This is a genomic window from Streptosporangium fragile (assembly GCF_039534445.1).
Classification (GTDB): domain Bacteria; phylum Actinomycetota; class Actinomycetes; order Streptosporangiales; family Streptosporangiaceae; genus Streptosporangium; species Streptosporangium fragile.
Map to the genome: position 1 here is coordinate 1 of NZ_BAAAVI010000077.1, position 18,103 is coordinate 18,103.

14 protein-coding genes are annotated in these 18,103 nt (G+C 71.5%); 6 read left to right on the plus strand and 8 right to left on the minus strand.

What is annotated here, in order from left to right:
• Positions 1 to 37: 37 nt before the first annotated feature.
• The 4 genes from ABD841_RS34180 to ABD841_RS34195 are packed head-to-tail and all read right to left on the minus strand — an operon-like array spanning position 38 to position 5,607.
• On the minus strand, positions 38 to 1,780 hold the full coding sequence (locus ABD841_RS34180; protein ID WP_344980442.1) for a CocE/NonD family hydrolase: 1,743 nt from the start codon (positions 1,778 to 1,780) through the stop codon (positions 38 to 40).
• The gene (locus ABD841_RS34185; protein WP_344980444.1) at positions 1,780 to 2,886 is read right to left on the minus strand and encodes an ABC transporter permease; all 1,107 of its coding nucleotides are present in this window, start codon (positions 2,884 to 2,886) and stop codon (positions 1,780 to 1,782) included. Before ABD841_RS34185 ends, ABD841_RS34180 begins: the two co-directional genes overlap by 1 nt.
• A complete protein-coding gene (locus tag ABD841_RS34190; protein WP_344980446.1) occupies positions 2,879 to 4,492 on the minus strand; it encodes a sugar ABC transporter ATP-binding protein in 1,614 nt (537 codons plus the stop codon). Before ABD841_RS34190 ends, ABD841_RS34185 begins: the two co-directional genes overlap by 8 nt.
• A gap of 17 nt (positions 4,493 to 4,509) precedes the next feature.
• Positions 4,510 to 5,607: a sugar ABC transporter substrate-binding protein gene (locus tag ABD841_RS34195; protein ID WP_344980448.1), complete on the minus strand. Its 1,098-nt coding sequence runs from the start codon at positions 5,605 to 5,607 to the stop codon at positions 4,510 to 4,512.
• Positions 5,608 to 5,868: 261 nt separating this feature from the next.
• On the opposite strand from ABD841_RS34195, the gene ABD841_RS34200 reads away from it, so the two are divergent.
• Entirely contained in the window at positions 5,869 to 6,882 is a 1,014-nt protein-coding gene (locus tag ABD841_RS34200) for a LacI family DNA-binding transcriptional regulator (protein WP_344980450.1), read from the plus strand.
• Positions 6,883 to 7,068: 186 nt separating this feature from the next.
• On the opposite strand, the gene ABD841_RS34205 is transcribed toward ABD841_RS34200, so the two are convergent.
• From ABD841_RS34205 to ABD841_RS34215, 3 genes are all read right to left on the minus strand, one after another.
• Positions 7,069 to 7,752 carry a pectate lyase family protein gene (locus ABD841_RS34205; protein WP_344980452.1) on the minus strand — a complete coding sequence of 228 codons (684 nt, stop codon included), beginning with the start codon at positions 7,750 to 7,752 and terminating at the stop codon, positions 7,069 to 7,071.
• Between the two features lie 566 nt (positions 7,753 to 8,318).
• The gene (locus ABD841_RS34210) at positions 8,319 to 9,182 is read right to left on the minus strand and encodes an NAD(+)/NADH kinase (protein ID WP_344980454.1); all 864 of its coding nucleotides are present in this window, start codon (positions 9,180 to 9,182) and stop codon (positions 8,319 to 8,321) included.
• 107 nt (positions 9,183 to 9,289) lie between these two features.
• Positions 9,290 to 9,679 carry a hypothetical protein gene (locus ABD841_RS34215; RefSeq protein WP_344980455.1) on the minus strand — a complete coding sequence of 130 codons (390 nt, stop codon included), beginning with the start codon at positions 9,677 to 9,679 and terminating at the stop codon, positions 9,290 to 9,292.
• Positions 9,680 to 9,892: 213 nt separating this feature from the next.
• Between ABD841_RS34215 and ABD841_RS34220 the strand changes: the two genes are divergently transcribed.
• From ABD841_RS34220 to ABD841_RS34235, 4 genes are all read left to right on the plus strand, one after another.
• A complete protein-coding gene (locus tag ABD841_RS34220; protein WP_344980457.1) occupies positions 9,893 to 10,777 on the plus strand; it encodes a sulfotransferase family protein in 885 nt (294 codons plus the stop codon).
• Positions 10,774 to 11,982: a glycosyltransferase family 4 protein gene (locus ABD841_RS34225; RefSeq protein WP_344980458.1), complete on the plus strand. Its 1,209-nt coding sequence runs from the start codon at positions 10,774 to 10,776 to the stop codon at positions 11,980 to 11,982. The genes ABD841_RS34220 and ABD841_RS34225 overlap by 4 nt, the downstream gene beginning before the upstream one ends.
• Positions 11,983 to 12,667: 685 nt before the next feature.
• On the plus strand, positions 12,668 to 14,053 hold the full coding sequence (locus tag ABD841_RS34230) for a family 2B encapsulin nanocompartment shell protein (RefSeq protein ID WP_344980460.1): 1,386 nt from the start codon (positions 12,668 to 12,670) through the stop codon (positions 14,051 to 14,053).
• Positions 14,054 to 14,170: 117 nt separating this feature from the next.
• Complete coding sequence (locus ABD841_RS34235) at positions 14,171 to 15,211, plus strand: family 2 encapsulin nanocompartment cargo protein polyprenyl transferase (protein WP_344980461.1); 1,041 nt, start codon at positions 14,171 to 14,173, stop codon at positions 15,209 to 15,211.
• A 78-nt stretch (positions 15,212 to 15,289) separates the two neighbouring features.
• Here ABD841_RS34235 and ABD841_RS34240 read toward each other — a convergent pair whose 3' ends face one another.
• Positions 15,290 to 16,021, minus strand: coding sequence for a hypothetical protein (locus ABD841_RS34240; protein WP_344980463.1), 732 nt, complete (start codon positions 16,019 to 16,021; stop codon positions 15,290 to 15,292).
• A gap of 331 nt (positions 16,022 to 16,352) precedes the next feature.
• Between ABD841_RS34240 and ABD841_RS34245 the strand changes: the two genes are divergently transcribed.
• Entirely contained in the window at positions 16,353 to 17,990 is a 1,638-nt protein-coding gene (locus ABD841_RS34245) for an ABC-F family ATP-binding cassette domain-containing protein (RefSeq protein WP_344980465.1), read from the plus strand.
• The last annotated feature ends 113 nt before the right edge of the window (positions 17,991 to 18,103 follow it).

The following is an 18,103-nucleotide window of genomic DNA, read 5'->3' on the forward strand; positions in this document are numbered from 1 at the left end:
CACCGGCCGGGCCGTGCCGCGGCGCCCGCGCCCCCGGCTAGGCGGGGACCACCGGGAGGATGATCCGGCTCGGGCGCGCGGCGGTGTGGAACACCGTCTGGCGGGCGGGCCGCATGTCCCCGGGGCCGGCGGTGTGGACGGGGACCAGCCGCTGGGGGTTGCGGTCGAAACGGGGGAAGTTGGAGCCGGCGACCTGCACGCGCAGCCGGTGCCCGCGCCGGAAGAGCTGGCTGGTGGTGCCCAGCGGGAAGCGGAACACCTCGGGCTCACCGGGGGTCAGCGGGACCTCCCGGTCCAGGCCGCGGCGGTAGCGCGAGCGCAGGATGCCGTCCACCACGCCGTACGCCCGGCCGTCGGGGTGCACGTCGACCAGGCGGACCGCCCAGTCGCAGTCCTCCGCGTCCGACGCGGCGTGCAGCTCGACCACGACCTCGCCGGTGACCTCCAAGTCCTCGGCCAGCGGCTCGCTCGTGTAGACCAGCACGTCCGCACGCGCCGCCACGGCCGCCTGGTCCTTGGGCCCGGAGTTGCGGCCCAGCAGCACCCCGGGCAGGAAGCTCGCCCCGCCCGCCGTCGGGACGGGGTCCGCCGGATCGGACACGTAGTGGTCCGCGGGCTCGCCCGGGCCCGGCGGCTCCTGGCTCAGCCGGCCGTCGCCGCGGGCCGAGTTGGCGGCGCCCCCGCCGCGCAGGAAGAAGGAGGTCTCCCGCGCCCGGGAGAGCGGCCACTCGTCCTCGTCGCGCCAGACGTTCGCGCCCATCACGAAGATCTTGGCGCGGGGCAGGTCGGCGGGGCGCCGCTCGGCCGCCGCGCGGAAGAACTCGGTGTGCACGGCGGTGAGGTCCAGGGCCGCCGACGCCCCGCCGTAGCCGTACCAGAGGTCGCCCTGGTAGTCGCCGAGGTTGCCGTGGGCCCAGGGGCCCACGATCAGGTGCTGGCTCTCCCTCGCCCAGAGCGAGGGCGCCCGCCCGCGCATGCCCGTGTAGTTGCGCAGGGTGCCCTCCAGGAAGATGTCGTGCCAGCCGCCGATGTGCAGCCCGGCCACGTTCATCCGCCCGTGCGCCGCGCCGGGGTCGATGACCTGCCAGAAGACGTCGCGGGCCGGGTGGCCGAGCCACTCGCGGTAGTACGGCGCCAGCTCGGCGAGGTCGTCCCGGTCCAGCGGGAGGCGGGCGTAGGCGGCGTGCGGGTCGCGCAGGATCTCCAGCAGCGTCTCTCGCGCCCGGTCCAGCTCTGGGCCCTCGGGCCGTCGCAGCAGATCGACCGGGGCCAGCGACTCGGCGACCCAGAGCAGCAGGAAGCCCAGCTGCAGGGCGCCGCCGGAGTACGACCAGCCGTCGTGGTACTCCGACGCCGTCAGCTGCGGGGCGACGGCCAGCAGCCCTTCGGGGGCCGCGCTCGCCGCGAGCATCTGGGTGGCGCCGATGTAGGAGGCCCCGTACATCCCGACCCGGCCGTCGCTGAAGTCCTGCGCCCGGACCCACGCGATCGTGTCCAGGCCGTCCTCGGTCTCGTCGAAGAAGGGGTTGAACGACCCGCCCGAGCTGTAGCGGCCCCGCGTGTCCTGGATGACGACCGCGAACCCCGCCTCGGCCGCCTGCACCGGCTCCAGCCCGACGATGTGCTGCGCCATGAAGGAGGAGGACTTGTTGTACGGCAGGCGCTGCAGGAGTGTGGGCCAGGGCCCGCCCTCCCCGGGGCGCCACACGTCGGCCCGCAGGATCGTCCCGTCCCGCATGGGCACGGGCACGTCACGCTCGACGTGGACGGTGGTGCGCATCAGCCGGCCTTCCTGAGATACGTCTGGCGGAGCCGGTCGACGGCGACCGCGAGGATGAGCAGGACGCCCGTGGCCACCTGCTGCCAGGAGGAGTCGACGTTGAGCAGGGTCAGGCCGTTGCTCAGCACGCCGACGATCAGCAGGCCGACGACGGTGCCGAAGATCGTGCCGGTGCCCCCGGACAGGCTGGTGCCGCCGAGGATGACGGCCGTGACCACCGCGAGCTCCAGGCCCACGCCGGTGTTCGCCGAGCTCGAACCGAGCTGGGAGGTGACCAGCAGCCCGGCGAGCGCCATGCAGGCCCCGGAGAGCAGGAACCCCGCGAAGATCGTCCGGTTGACGCGGATGCCGACGAGCCGGGCGGCGACCGGGTTCGCGCCGATGGCGTACATCTTCCGGCCGAACACCGTGTAGTGCATGAGCACGTAGAACAGGACGACGACGACCACCAGCACGACGGCCGGCATCGGGATGCCGAGGAACGGGCGGGCGGTGGCCCAGTCGAAGCCCTCGATGAAGATGCTCTGACCCTTGCCGATGACCAGCGTCAGCCCGCGGAAGATGCCGAGCATGCCGAGGGTGGTGATGAGCGCGTTCACCCCCACCACGGTGACGAGGAACCCGTTGAGCAGGCCGATGCCGACGCCCGCGAGGACCGAGAGGAGCAGGGCCGGGCCGAGGCCGAGGTCCGGGGCGGTCTCGACCAGGACGATGCCGACGAACGCCACACCGGACCCGACCGACAGGTCGAACTGGCCGGCGACGAGCAGCAGCGTCCCCGCCGCGGCGAGCACGCCGGTGATCGACACGGCCGTGAGAATGTTGCCCCAGTTGTCCCAGTTGAAAAAGTACGGGGACTGGACGGAGAAGAAGACGATCTCCGCGGCGAGGAAGACCAGGAGTCCGATGGTCTCGGGGACCCGGCGCTTCCGCGGGCCTGCCGCCCGGCCGTCCCCGGTGGCTCCCTTCCCGGTTGTCCGGGAGGTCTTCCCGGAGACCGTCGCGGTGCTCGTCCCGGAGGTCCTCCCCGCGCCCGTCCCCGGGCCGTTCCCATCGGGTGACGCCGGCGCGTGCGACGATTCGGACAGCGTGGTGTCTTCAGGCATTGATGACTCCTCCTGCGGCCTGGGTGAGCGCCTCGACCGTGATGGCGTCCCCGGTGAATTCGGCCACGGTCCTGCCGCGGACCATGACGATCGCCCTGTCGGCGAGTTCGACGACGTCTTCGTAGTCGGAGGTCGCGACGACGATCGCGCTTCCGCGCCCGGCCAGGGAGCGGATCGCCCGGTAGATCTCCTGGCGGGCGCCGACGTCGACCCCGCGGGTCGGCTCGACCAGGACGAGGATCCGGGAGCCGCGCTCCAGCCAGCGGCCCAGGACGACCTTCTGCTGGTTGCCGCCGGACAGCGTCCAGATCTGCTGCTCGGGGTCGTTGCGGGAGCGGATGCGCAGCGTGTCGTGCCAGCGCCCGTAGGCGACGGCCTCGCTTCTGCGGGTCAGGAAGGTGCCCGCGCGGGCGATGCTGCGCCAGGTCGGCGCGGCCAGGTTCTCCGCCACGGACCGCGACCGGAACATGGCCTCGCGCTGCCGGTCGCCCGGCAGGCAGCCGATCCCGGCGGCGATCGCGTCGGCGGGGTGGCGGAACCGGGCCCGCCTGCCCTCGACGGTCAGGGTCCCGCCGTCGACGGGATGCATGCCGAAGATCGCCTCGGCGACCTCGGAGGCGCCGGAGCCGACCTTGCCGTACAGTGTCACGATCTCGCCGGCGCGTACCGCCAGGTCGACGTCGGCGAAGGCGTCACCGCTGCGGGCGCCCGCGAGTTCGACCAGGACGGGCCCGCCGCCCGCCGCGGAGTCACCACCCGCCGGGAGTTCGCCGGACGCCGGAGAGCCGCCGTCCGACGGCGGTCCCTGCGCCGCCGGCCCGGCCGCCGGGAGCCCGCCGTCCGGCGCGGTCAGGTCCCGCCCACGCCTGCGGCGCTCGACCGTGCGGCCGACCATGGCCTCGACGACCTGGTCCTTGCCGACGGCCGACACCTTGTCGTGCAGCACGATGTGGCCGTCGCGCAGCACGCACACCTCGTCCGCGAGGCGGAAGACCTCGTCCAGGCGGTGTGTGATGTAGAGGATGGACACCCCGCGTCCGCGCAGGCCGTTGATCACCTCGAAGAGGCGCTCGGTCTCGGCGTCCGACAGCGCGGCCGTCGGCTCATCGAAGATCAGGCAGCGTCCCTGCCCGGCGAGGGCGCGGGCGATCTCCACGGTCTGCCGCTCGCCGAGGCGCAGGCTCCCGACCGGGCTGTCCAGGGGGAGGTCCACACCCAGTTCGCCGAGGACCCTCCTGGCCGTCGCGCGGGTCTCGCCGTTCCTGACGAAACCGCGCCGGGTCGGCCAGGCGCCGAGGACGATGTTCTCGGCCACGGTGAGCGGAGGTGCGTCGCTGATCTCCTGGTAGATCAGCCGGATACCGAGCCGCCGCGCGGTGGCGACGTCCCGGATGTCGTGCGGTGTGCCGTCGAGGGCGATCTCCCCGGCGTCGGGGTGCAGGTCGCCCGCTATCACGCGGACCAGCGTCGACTTGCCGGCCCCGTTCTCGCCCAGCAGGGCCAGCACGGAGCCGGGGGCGGCGTCGAGGTCCACGCCGTGCAGGACCTCGACGTCGCCGAACGACTTGCGGATGCCGCGCACGCTCAGGAAGGGCTGCTTCGTCACGTGTGCTCTCCGGAAGGTCAGCAGGCGTACTGCGGGTAGTGCTGCTTGACGTTGTCCTTGTTCACCACGGCGTGCGGCACGAGCAGCTGCTCGGGAACCTTCTCGCCCTTGATGGCCTTGATCAGGTACGGGACGAGGATCTCGCCGTAGCGCTCGGGGAAGTAGGCCACGCTGCCGATCCAGTTGGGGTGCTGGTAGATGACGCAGTTGGCCGGGTTCAGGTTCTGCACGCCGAGGTAGAGGTCGTTGGTGCGGTTCTGCGCGCGGGCCGCGGCCAGGGCGCCGAGGATGCCGTCCTCGTTGATCCCGACGACGATGATCCGCTTCTGGCCGGGGAGGGCGGTGAGGGTGTCGGTCATCAGCTTCTGGGCGACGTCGCCGCCCGCGCCGCCGGTGTCGAGCTTGCGCAGGTTGCGGACCTCGCCGCAGACGCTCGCGAAGCCCTCGCGGACGCCGCCCATGCGCTGCTCGTTGACCGCCCCGACCTGCAGCGCCTCAAGGGAGATGAAGGCGTCGTACTCGCAGTTGAACTTCTCCTTGAAGTACTTGCCCACCTCGTACCCGGCGAGCTGGCCGGCGTAGGTGTTGGCCGCGCCCATGAAGGCGGTCTGGCAGGGCTTCTGCTCGATGTCCACCGCGAGGACCGGGACGGAGGGGCCGGCCGCGCAGATGCGGGGCGCGGCGTTGGTGTCGGCCTGGAAGGTGATCAGGCCCTTCGCGCCGCGGGTCTTGAACAGCTTGGCGCAGTCGAGCGCCTTGGCCGCGTCGAGCTTGGAGTCACAGGTGATCAGCTCGGCCCCGGCGATCTTCGCCTGCGCCTCGACCCCCTTCTGGACGTCCTGGGGGAAACCCGAGGCCAGCGAGAGCTGGGTGAAACCGATCGTCAGGCCCTTGCCGCTGCCGGGTTCGGCCTGCTCGAACTCCACCACCCCCGCCGGAGGCTTGGGCGGCTCGGCGGTCGCCGGGACGCCGCCCGTGCCCGCCGACCCGCCGGTCGCCGGAGCCGCCGAAGACTCCGTCGCCGTCGACGCCCCGCCCCCGCACGCGAGAGCGCCGGCGAGAACCAGCACGGCCGCCGCGGCGGCACGTCCTGCCCGCTCCCATGAACCCTTCACAACTACCTCCTCAAGACGGCGGGACTTGTATGAAACGTTTCAACCGTCTTGGCGGTCGAGGCTAGGTTTGTAACGGAAGGTGCGTCAAGAGTTACGAGCAGGTTTCCAGGTCACGAAGGCGTTTCGATCCCCGGTGTTGCCTCCGGGTCGTTATTACGTTTCAATCGGCCTGTCCCGCGCTGTAGTACCCTGCGCTCAGGTGGATCACGGCGACCACCGCCGCGGTCCGGACGGGGCGATCCGTTTAGGCGACGAGGGGCCATGGCGATAGCGAGCATCAAGGAGGTCGCACAGCTGGCCAGCGTGTCGGTGGGCACGGTCAGCAATGTGCTCAACCGCCCCGAGGCGGTGTCACCGGCGACCAGGGAACGCGTCCTGAACGCCATGTCGGAGCTGGGATTCGTCCGCAACGAGTCGGCGCGGGCCCTGCGCTCCGGCCGCACCCGCACGATGGGCCTCGTCGTCCTCGACGTGACCAATCCCTTCTTCACCGACGTCGCCAAGGGCGTGGAGGCCGCGGCCGACGCGAGCGGCATGATCGTCACGCTCTGCAACAGCGACCAGGACGGCCCGCGGGAGCGCCGCTACCTCGACCACCTGGAGGAACAGCGCGTCCAGGGCATCCTCATCACGCCGGTCGAGGCCCGCAACCCCCACCTGGAGCAGATCATCGACCGCGGCACGCCCGTCGTGCTCCTCGACTGCCGCACCCGCAAACGGAACCGCTGCTCGGTGGCCGTCGACGACGTCCTCGGCGGGCGCCTGGCGGCCGAGCACCTCCTCGCCCAGGGTCACCGCCGCGTCGCCTTCGCCGGCGGGCCCAGGTCCATCAGCCAGGTGGCCGACCGGCGTCGCGGGGCGGCCGCGGCCGTGGCGGAGGCGGGTGGGGAGGCCGCCCTGACGTTCCTGGAGACGCCGTCGCTGAGCTTCACCTCGGGCAGGCACGCGGGGGAACAGCTGCTGGAGACCGACCCCGCGCGGCGCCCGACCGCCGTCTTCTGCGCCAACGACCTGCTGGCCCTCGGGCTGCTGCAGGAGCTGACCGCGCGCGGCCTGCGCGTACCCGACGACGTCGCGCTCGTCGGGTACGACGACATCGACTACGCCGCGGCGGCCGCGGTCCCGCTGTCCTCCGTCCGCCAGCCCCGGGAGGAGCTGGGCAAGGTCGCCGCGGAGCTCCTGCTGGAGGAGATCGACGAGGGCGAGAGCCACCGCCACCGCCACGTGCTCTTCGAGCCCGAGCTCGTCGTCCGCGCGTCGAGCGCGCGCCCCTGAGGTTGTCCTTCCGAGACCTTCCGGTCCGCTGATCGGGGGACCGGCCTTGCGCCCACGGGATCCGGGAACGCCGGTGACCGGGCCCCGTGGCGGGGCCCGGTCACGCTCAGGGACGGGTGCCGGGCCGGACCGGCGTCGGCGGCCGGGGCGGCGCGGCGAGAGGTGCCGCCGGGGTCGGACGGAGATCTACTGGGCGCCGGCGCCGGCGGTCACGATCGACTTGACGCTGGAGGCGCTGTCGAGCGTGTAGGAGTAGGGGATGGAGGCGACGCTGCCGCCGGCCTGGCCGGTGCCGGAGTTGACGAAGTGGTTGTTCCGGGCGACCAGCGTGCCCGGCCCCGAGTCGCCCTCGCCCAGGTGGTAGGGGTCGTCGGTGTTCTCGAAGTAGTTGCCCTCGACCAGGACGCCGGCACCCTCGGTGGAGGCCACGCCGTAGCCGGTGACGCCGCCGTAGTAGTTGTTGTAGACGTGCACCGGGTTGCCGAACCGCACGCGCGGGTGGCGCTGGGTGGAGCCGTCGAACCAGTTGTGGTGGTAGGTCACCCGCAGGTGCCCGATGTCCTCGCTGCCGTTGCCGTCGCTGTGGCCGAGCAGCATGGACTTGTCGTGGTCGTAGACCTTGTTCCAGGAGACGGTGATGTAGTCGCTGGCCCGCTTGATGTCGACGGCGCCGTCGTTGCCGTTGCTGAAGGTGTTGTGGTCGATCCACACCCGGGTGGAGTACTGGACGTTGATGGCGTCGTCGTTCCAGTCGCGGAAGGTCAGGTTCTGGACGATGACGTTGGACGCCTGGGAGATGTTGAGGCCGCAGCCGTCGATGGTCGCCCCGGAGTTGCCGACGATCGTCTTGTTGGAGCCGACCCTGATCATTCCGGAGCAGGAGATCGTGCCCGAGACCCGGACGACCGCCGCGTTGGTGCCGGAGACCGCGCTGGCCAGCGCGGCGGAGGAGTGACCGTGACCGGCGGGTTGCCGCCGCCGCCGGTGGTGCCGCCGCCCTGGGTCGCCCAGCCGACCAGGGCGGTCGCGGTGGCCGCGGCCTTCGCCGGGGCGGTGGAGGCGGAGGAGACGCCGGCCGCCGCTCCTGACAGGGCGAGGGTCATGCCGGCGACGATCGCCCCGACAACCTTGCCGTTGATCCTGCGTCGCACAGTTGAGCTCCTTGCTGGTCCGGCAGGCCGGTGCGGCCTGCGATACGGGATCCCCCCAGCGAGCACTCGCCGTTCACATCTGTGGCCACGTACGTGTGAGCGAACAGTCACACCGTAGGTAAGCGCTTTCCCCACTGTCAATGGCCGGGAAAGATTTATTGACCGTCGTCAGTGTCGTACCGGTGAAGTCGTGTCCCGCACCGGCGCCGGACCTGTGGCGGGACCGCCTCCCCGGAGCGCGGGCCCGGCGGCCCGGAAGGTGAAAGTTTCACCGGCGGACGGGGCTCAGTCGACCTCGGCGCTGCCGTTGACGCGGAGCTTGCGGCGGGCGCGGTCGTAGAAGCTCTTGGGGCCCAGGCGGACCACCCACGCGGCGGCGCGGATCGAGGTGACGGTGAGCTCGTCGCCGGGCAGCAGGTGGGCGGCGACCGCGCCGTCCACCTCCACGGCCAGCCGGCCGCTCGTCGGCAGCAGGTCGAGCGCGACCTTCTCGTCGGCCGACAGCACGATGGCCCGGTTGAACGCCGAGTGCGCCGCCGCCGGGACCACCAGGAACCCCTCCACCGTGGGGGAGACGATGGGCCCGCCCGCGGAGAAGCTGTAGGCCGTCGAGCCGGTGGGGGTGGCCACGATGACGGCGTCGGCCGCGTACCGCACGAACGGGTGGCCCTCCACGGTGATCGACACCGCCGACAGCCCGGCGCCCGGTATCCGCACCAGGGCGATGTCGTTGAACGCGGTCACCGTTGTGCCGTCCGGCAGGTTCGCCCGGACCGCCATACGCGGTTCGACCGTGTAGTCGTGGTCGTCGATGGCCGACAGCGCGGGGGGCAGCTCGTCGACGTCGATCTCCGCGAGGAACCCCAGCTTGCCGAGGTTGACCCCGAGGATCGGCGTGGGCCGCCCCTGGATGAGCCGCATGGTGCGCAGCATCGTGCCGTCGCCGCCCAGGCTGACGAGCAGGTCGGCGCGTTCGACCAGCGTGGCGGTGTCGACCGCGACGGCGCTGCAGTCGATCCGCCCCACCTCCTCGGGCAGCCCGAGGACCGTGACGTCGTGGGCGCGGGCCCACTCCACGATCGTGTCGATGGCCACCTTCGAATCACGTTTCGGGTGCAGCACCAGCCCTACGGTCTTGACCATCCCCATGGACCACACTGTACGGGGACGCCTGTGATCTCGTGCGCGGACGCCCGGCGTCGCGGACCCGGCGGTGGGGGTCCGGTGGTTTCCCCGCGGGAATTCCCTCCGGTGGCTCAGGGCTTCTGGCGGCGCTCCTTCATCCGCGCCTCGTGCAGATGACGGCGCCCGCCCGCCAGCCGCTCCCGGATCCGCCGCTCCACGTCGGCGAAGACGCCGTAGTAGCCGTCCTCGTACTCTTCCACGACCTGGTACGTCCACCGGTCGGGCAGCACGTTCCGGCCGATCAGCTCGGAGGTCACGATGTCGGCCATCTCGGGGTGTCCGGCGGCGCGCAGCATCTCCACGGCCTCGTCGAGCTGCAGGTCGGCGTGGCCGGTCAGCTGGTGGAAGGAGTACAGGTGGCCGCGGGCCCGCTCGGTCGTCTCCAGGGCCTCGGAGAGCTTGCCCAGCGCCTCGACGGTCGCCTCGTCGATGGGCACGCCGGACCGTACGTCGTGAATCACGCGACCTCCTTCACACAGGACCATTCACACCGCTTGAGCTGCGGAGATGTTCTCTCTACCCCGGCTGGTCGCGGTGAACCGCCGCCCCGGCCCCCGGAGGGCCGCCCCTGGTCTCCGAAGTCCCGGCCGGGAACGCCGCACTTTCCGTCACTCGATCGGTTCCATCGTGAACACACAGTGAAATCCCAGGAAAGGCGGGTAGCCTCCCTCGGCATGAACTGGCAGCGTAAGGCCAACGACGCCCTTGTCAGGCTCACCGGATTCCAGATCAACCGGGTAGGAAAAGCGGGCAGTGCGGCCCGTCCCGCACCCGCCCCTCCGGCGGAGGAGGCGTTCCGCCCGCCCGCCGACCCCGCGGCCGACCGGCTCCTGGTGGCCCCGGTCTTCGTCCTGTCCCCGGTCAGATCCGGCTCCACGCTGCTGCGGGCCCTGCTCAACGCCCACTCGATGCTGCACGCCCCGCACGAGCTGCACGTGCGGCGCCTCCGGGTGGAGTTCGGCACCTCGCTCGCGGAGCGGGCGATGGAGGCGCTCGGGCACAACCGGGCCGACCTGGAACACCTGCTCTGGGACCGGGTGCTCCACCGCGAGCTGGTCAGGAGCGGCAAGACCGTCGTGGTGGACAAGACTCCGGCCAACGCGTTCGCGTACAAGCGCATCGCCGCCTGCTGGCCCGACGCCCGGTTCGTCTTCCTGCTGCGCCACCCGGCGTCCATCGCCCGGTCCTGGTACGAGGCCGGCCCCGACAGGAGGACCCCCGATGAGGCGGCGCTCGACGCGCTGCGGTACATGAAGGCGGTGGAGCGGGCGCGCGGCGCGCTCACCGGGTGCACCGTGCGCTACGAGGACCTGACCGCGGACCCCGAGACCGAGACACGCCGCGTCTGCGACTTCCTCGGTGTGCCCTGGGAGCCGGGCATGCTCTCCTACGGGGAGCAGGCCGTGCTGAGCAAGGGGCTCGGCGACTGGAAGGACAAGATCCGCTCGGGGAGCGTCCAGCCGGGACGCGAACTGCCCGACCCGGAGAAGATACCGCGGTCGCTCCGGCCGATCTGCGAGAGCTGGGGGTACCTGCCGGGCGGCGGGGGGCCGACGTGAAGACGCCGCGGCCGGAGGCCATGAAGATCCGCTACATGCTCCTGCACGCGTACGGCATGGGCGGCACGATCCGCACGGTGTTCAACCAGGCGAACGCGATGGCCGCCGCCGGGCACGAGGTCGAGATCGTCAGCGTGGTGCGGCGGCGGGAGCAGGTGCAGTTCCCGCTCGACGAGCGCGTCCGCCTCCTGACGCTGGCGGACCAGCGCCAGAGCAGGCCGGTCGACTCCCTGGGGCGCCGGGCGTGGCGGCGGATCCGCGGCAAGATCGTGCCCGCGGGCGAGTTCGCGGCCTCCTACTTCACCGAACGGGTGGAGAAGGCCGCCATCGACTACGTCTCCGGGCTGGACGGCGGCATCCTCGTCACCACCCGCCCGGCGCTGAACCTCATCTCCGCCCGGAGAGCCGCCCCCGGGGTGGTGCGGGTCGCGCAGGAGCACATGAACCTGGCCGCCTACCCGGAGGGCGTCCGGTCGGCGATCGCCCGCTACTACGGGCGGCTGGACACGGTGGCGGTGCTCACCGGTACCGACCGGCGGGAGTACCAGCGGCTTCTGCCCGGCACCCCGATCGTCCGGATCCCCAACGCGGTCCACGGCACCGGCCGGCCCTCGCCCCGGCATGAGGACCGGCTCGTGGTCGCAGCCGGGCGGCTCGTCGGGCAGAAGGGCTTCGACCTGCTGATCCCCGCCTTCCGCCGGGTGGTCGACCGGCACCCGGACTGGCGGCTGCGTATCTACGGCACCGGCCCGAAGCGGGACAGGCTGCGCGACCTGATCAAGGAACACCGGCTGCGCGACAGCGTCACCCTGATGGGCCGGACCGACCGCCTCGACGAGGAACTGGCCAAGGCCTCCTTCTACGTGCTCAGCTCGCGGTTCGAGGGGCTGCCGATGGTGATGATCGAAGCGATGACCCAGGCGCTCCCGGTCGTCGCCTTCGACTGCCCGACCGGTCCGCGCGACGTGATCACTCCCGAGGTGGACGGCCTGCTCGTCCCGCCCCAGAACGTCGCCGCGCTGGCCGCGGCGATGGTCCGGCTCGTCGAGGACCGCGAGCTGCGGGACCGGATGGGCGCCGCCGCCGCCGTGACCGCGCGTGACTACTCGCCCTCGGTGGTCATGCCCCGGTGGGAGAGACTGTTCGCCGAGCTCCTCGGCCGCGGCTCCGGCACGCCCGCCGAGCCTTCCGGCACGCCTCGCTGATCGTTCCGCGCGGCCTCGGTGTGTTCCGCCGGTCTTTCCGTGTGGTCTCCGGCACGCTTCGTTGGTCGTTCCGCGTGACCCCGGCGCGTTCCGCCGACTCCGCTGCGCGGCCCGGCTGCTCCCCCCGTGGTCTCCGGCGGACCCTTCGGATTTCCCCGCCGCCGTTCGGGCGCGCCCCGCGTATCTCCCCGGCCGGGGCGCCGGTGCGGTGATTTCTCCACCATGTCGCCGGAAAACCTTTCCTGGCCGTTTCCTGGCCCCATCGCCTGCTTTCGTGTGATGCCCGTATCGGGGGTCCGGGTTTCTGTAGAAATTCATTCGATGTCCGTTTCCGGCCCCGTCGGCCCGCCGGGGCGGCCCGCCGACGGCGAGCGAGAGGTGGGAGAAGCGGCAGCTCGACGACTCTTCGTGGACAAGTGTCCATCGCCATAAACAAGACATCGAGCCCTTTTTCTGTATCTGGCGATAATGCCGTTGCCCAATCTTGGTCCGGGCGTATTCAATGCTTGACAAGATATTTAAGGGCAACCCAATATTGAGGCGTCCACGATGCGGGCCGTACCCGGGTGCGCATCGGGGGGCGGGTGATTCGCATTTCCGTCGCGGATACCCGACGTTTCCCCCCTTTTCCATTCATGGCTTCACTTTCCCCTGCCAGTACGAGTACGGATCGGTGGTGTGTGTTGTGACGGAGTTCGAGGCTGGCCGGTCGCAGCTGAGCCTGGGCACGGACGCCGCGCGGAACCTCGCGACGACGACCAAGTCGACGCCCCAGATGCAGGAGATCTCCTCGCGGTGGCTGCTGCGCATGCTCCCGTGGGTGCAGGTGTCCGGCGGCACCTACCGGGTCAACCGGCGTCTGACCTACACGGTCGGGGACGGGCGGGTGAGCTTCACCACCACCGGGTCCCAGGTGGCGGTCGTCCCGGCCGAGCTGTGCGAGCTGCCCGTCCTTCGCGAGTTCGACGACGCCGACGTCCTCACCGCCCTGGCCGACCGCTTCGTCCAGCGTGAGTTCCGCGCCGGCGACGTGCTCGTCGAGGCCGGGCGCCCGGCCGACGAGGTGGTGCTCATCGCGCACGGCAAGGTGAACAAGATCGGCACAGGCCCGTACGGCGACCAGATCGTCCTGAAGGTGCTGGCCCACGGCGACCACTTCGGCGACGAGACACTCGTCGGCGACGCCCGCGAGTGGGAGTTCACCGCCAAGGCGGTCACCAACGGCACGGCCATGGTCCTGCCCCGGCGCACGTTCCTTGAGCTGGCCGAGCAGTCCGAGGTGCTCCAGGCCCACCTGCGCCGGGTCGAGAGCGCCCCCAAGGGCCCGCAGAACAAGTACGGCGAGGCCGCCGTCGAGGTGGCCGCCGGCCACGACGGCGAGCCCGACTTGCCCGGCACGTTCGTCGACTACGAGCTCTCCCCGCGTGAGTACCAGCTGAGCGTCGCCCAGACCGTCCTGCGGGTGCACACCCGGGTGGCCGACCTCTACAACGACCCGATGAACCAGGTCGAGCAGCAGCTCCGGCTGACGATCGAGGTGCTCCGCGAGCGGCAGGAGCACGAGATGATCAACAATCGCGAGTTCGGCCTGCTGCACAACGCCGACCTCAAGCAGCGCATCCACACCCGCTCCGGCCCGCCCACCCCGGACGACCTCGACGAGCTGCTCAGCCGCCGCAGGAGCACGAGCTTCTTCCTGGCCCACCCGCACGCCATCGCCGCCTTCGGGCGCGAGTGCAACAAGCGCGGGCTCTACCCCCTGGGAGTCGACGTCGGCGGCAGCGGGGTGCCCGCCTGGCGCGGCGTCCCCATCTTCTCCTGCAACAAGATCCCCATCACCGGCACCCGCACGACCTCGATCATCGCCATGCGCGTCGGCGAGGACAACCAGGGGGTCGTCGGCCTGCACCAGACCGGCATCCCCGACGAGTACCAGCCCAGCCTCTCGGTCCGGTTCATGGGCATCAGCGAGAAGGCGATCATCTCCTACCTGGTCAGCGCCTACTACTCGGTCGCCGTCCTGGTGCCTGACGCGCTCGGCATCCTCGAAGACGTCGAGATCGGCCACTGAGAGCACCCGTCATGCGGCCCTTCGGCCTCCCCGGGCCTTCTCCGACGAGTTCGGGGCGGGCCTCGGGGACGATCCGCCGGGTCCGGACCGGCTGCTGAAGGAGGAGGAAGAAGGGACATGACGGCCACTGAGGTGACGCCCCACGCACGATCCACCCGCGAGGTCCTGGCCTGGAGCCGGGACATGGTGGAGACCGCCCTGCGCCCGGCGGCCGAGACGCTTCCCGCGTCGATGCGGCGCATCGCCGGTTACCACTTCGGCTGGTGGGACGAGCACGGCCGGCCGATCACGACCGCCGGGGGCAAGGCGATCCGCCCCGCGCTGGCCCTGCTCTCGGCCGAGGCCGTCGGCGCCGCCGCCGGTACCGCGCTGCGCCCGGCGGTGGCCGTCGAGCTGGCTCACGACTTCTCCCTGCTGCACGACGACGTGATGGACGGTGACCGGACCCGCCGCCACCGGCCCACCGCCTGGGCCGTCTTCGGGGTCAGCCCGGCCATCCTCGCCGGGGACGCTCTGCTGACGCTCGCCTTCGACGTGCTCGCGACCGGCGGCCCCCCGGCCGCCGCGGAGGCGACGCGCATCTTCAGCGCCGCCATCCAGGAGTTGCTGGACGGGCAGAGCGCCGACCTCGCCTTCGAGGGACGCGACGACGTCGATCCGGCCGAGTGCCTGGCCATGGCAGCGGGCAAGACCGGAGCGCTGCTGGGATGCTCCTGCGCCCTGGGCGCGCTGTCCGGCGGCGGCAGCCCCGAGCAGATCGAGCACCTGACCGCCTTCGGCAGGGATCTCGGGCTGGCCTTCCAGCTCGTCGACGACCTGCTGGGCATCTGGGGCGATCCCGAGGTGACCGGCAAGCCGATCCACTCCGACCTGCGCAGCCGCAAGAAGTCGCTGCCCGTCGTCGCCGCTCTGGCCTCGGGCACCGGGGCCGGGCACGAGCTGGCCGGGCTCTACCGGGGAGAGCGGCCGCTGACCGACGCCGACCTGGCCCGCGCCGCCGAGCTGGTCGAGGCCGCCGGCGGGCGGGCCTGGAGTCAGGCGAAGGCCGACGAGATGCTCGCCCGGGCGATGCGCCACCTGCGGTCGGCCGACCCGCGCCCGCGCCCGGCCGCCGAACTGGGCGCGCTCGCCCGCCTCGTCACCCGCCGCGACCGCTGACCGGCGCGGATCGCGCACTGACGGCGGAAGCCCGGGTCGCCCCGGGCTTCCGCGTCATCCGCCGTCGCGGGGCGACTTTCAGCGGCGGCTGTAGACCCGCACCCAGTCGGAGCGGCTGGCGCTCTCGGCGAGCTCGTCGGTGCCGTCGAAGACGGCCCGGTACTCACCGCTCCGGACGGCGCGCGCCTTGGCGCGGAAGGTGCCCTTCCACCCGGTGTCGGCGGAGGTCACGAACTTCCAGGCGCTCGAGCCGCGCTTGCGGAAGTAGATCTCCACCTCCTCACCGCGCAGGCTCTTCCACCGGTCGTCGTCGTTGACCTGCAGGCGGCCGGTGAAGTAGACCCAGCGGCCCTTGCGGACCGACCCGGGGTCGGCGGAGAACCGGTACACCCGGGTCTCGGCCTTGCCCTCCTCGTGCTGGACGGAGAAGTTGACCTCGTCGGTCACCTTCTTGCCGTCCTTGTCGTAGGCGTCGGCGATCGCGACCCAGCGACCCTCGAAGTCCGACTCGTCGAAGCTGGTCGTGAAGCGCCACAGGTCGCCGTGGCGGAAGAGCTTGGGCTCCTGGGCGTCCTGGGTGCGGAACCGGTCGGAGACCGGCTTGAGACGGAGCTCGACGCGGGTGGCGTCGGTGGTGCGGACCTCGATCGTGACCCGAGTGTCGCGGCCGTCCTCGACGACGACCGGGTTCGGGTTGACGCTGTCGATGCGCACGCTGAGGGCGGCCCGCTCTGCGGAAGCGGGACCGGCGCCCATGAGCAGGGACCCGCCCACGACGGCGGACAGCAGACCGACGGCGATTCGTTTCATAACGATCTTTCCTTCTTTCCCCGTTGCCAGAAGCGCTCAGGGGTAAGCGCCTCCGACTCATAAGACGTTACGGAATTGGCTGATGTGGCCTGAAGTCGAGAAAAAGCCCGAAGAAAGTTTCAGTAAGATTACGTTTCGCCATAAAAACTGCAGGTCGATCGCCATAATTAGTGATCTTTATAATTTTTCCTCCGAGACAGAAGATGTCCGATTTGTCGGGAATAGGGTTCCGGGTGTGGGGAGACCGGTGCTCCCGTGAAACTTCTCACAAAGCGACAAAACCGACATAAACTGGTGACGTCGAGGTGCCGGGGGCGGATAGCGTTTGCGTATGAGTGCCACGATCGTCGCCAAGGACCTCGCCGCCGGACACGGCGACCGAGCGCTGTTCTCCGGGCTCGACCTGGTCGTCGCCCCGGGCGACGTGATCGGCCTGGTGGGGGTGAACGGGGCGGGCAAGTCCACGCTGATGCGCATCCTCGCCGGTCTCCAGCCCCCCGAGCACGGCTCCGTCCGGCTCAGCCCCGCCTCGGCGACGGTCGGCTACCTTCCCCAGGAGCGCGAGCGCCGCGCGGACGAGACGGTCGCCGCCTTCCTGGCCCGGCGGACCGGAGTGGCCGCCGCGCAGCGCGCCCTGGACGCCGCGACCGAAGGGCTGGTCGAGGGCCGTCCGGGCGCCGACGACGCCTACGCCGCGAGCCTGGAGCGCTGGCTGGCGCTGGGCGGTGCCGATCTGGAGGAGCGGGCCGGGGAGGTCGTCGCCGAGCTGGGCCTCGCCGTGGAGCCGGACCGGCCGATGACGGCGCTCTCCGGCGGCCAGGCGGCGCGGGCGGGCATGGCGTCCCTGCTGCTCAGCCGCTACGACGTCTTCCTGCTGGACGAACCCACCAACGACCTCGACCTGGAGGGCCTGGAGCGGCTCGAACGCTTCGTCGCCGGCCTGCGCGCCGGGACGGTCCTCGTCAGCCACGACCGGGAGTTCCTCGCCAGGACCGTCAACCGCGTCGTCGAACTCGACCTCGCCCAGCAGCTCGTCCGGGTTCACGGCGGCGGCTACGAGGCGTACCTGACCGAGCGGGAGGTCGCCCGCAGGCACGCCCGCGACCAGTACGAGGAGTACGCCGAGACCGTCGCCTCACTCAAGGCCCGCGCCCTCAAGCAGCGCAACTGGATGGAGAAGGGCGTCAAGAACGCGCGCCGCAAGATGACCGACAGCGACAAGATCGGTCGCAACGCCCGCATCGAGACCACCGAGAAGCAGGCCACCAAGGCCCGTCAGACCGAGCGGCTGATCGAGCGGCTGGACGTGGTCGAGGAGCCCCGCAAGGAATGGGAGCTCCGGATGGAGATCGCGGTGGCTCCCCGCGCGGGGGCGGTCGTGGCGACCCTGCGCGAGGCCGTCGTCCGTCGCGGCGCCTTCACCCTCGGCCCGGTGAGCCTGCAGATCGGCTGGGCCGAGCGGGTGGCGGTCACCGGGGCCAACGGTTCGGGCAAGTCCACCCTCCTCGGGGCGCTTCTGGGCCGGATCCCGCTCCAGGAGGGCCACGCCTCGCTCGGGCCCGGCGTGGTCGTGGGAGAGGTGGACCAGGCGCGGGGGCTCTTCCTCGGCGGCGAGTCCCTGGCGGACGCCTTCGGCGCCGCGGTGCCGGAGCTGGTCCCCGCCGACGTGCGCACCCTGCTCGCCAAGTTCGGGCTGCGCGCGGCGCACGTGGGGCGCCCGGCCGCCACCCTGTCGCCGGGGGAGCGGACCCGCGCCGCGCTCGCCCTGCTCCAGGCGCGCGGGGTGAACCTGCTCGTCCTCGACGAGCCGACCAACCATCTGGACCTGCCCGCGATCGAGCAACTGGAGTCCGCCCTGGCCTCCTACCCCGGCACGCTCCTGCTGGTCACGCACGACCGGCGGATGCTCGACGCCGTGCACACCACCCGGCACCTCCACGTCGACGCCGGTCGCGTCACGGAGCGCTGAGCGGGTCCGCGTGGCCGTCTCCGCCGGTGGACGGCGCTCCCCTCCGGTGGACGGCGCTCCCCTCACCCCGGGCGGGCGGCGCGGTCCGCTCTCCGCGGTTCCCTCCCGGGCCT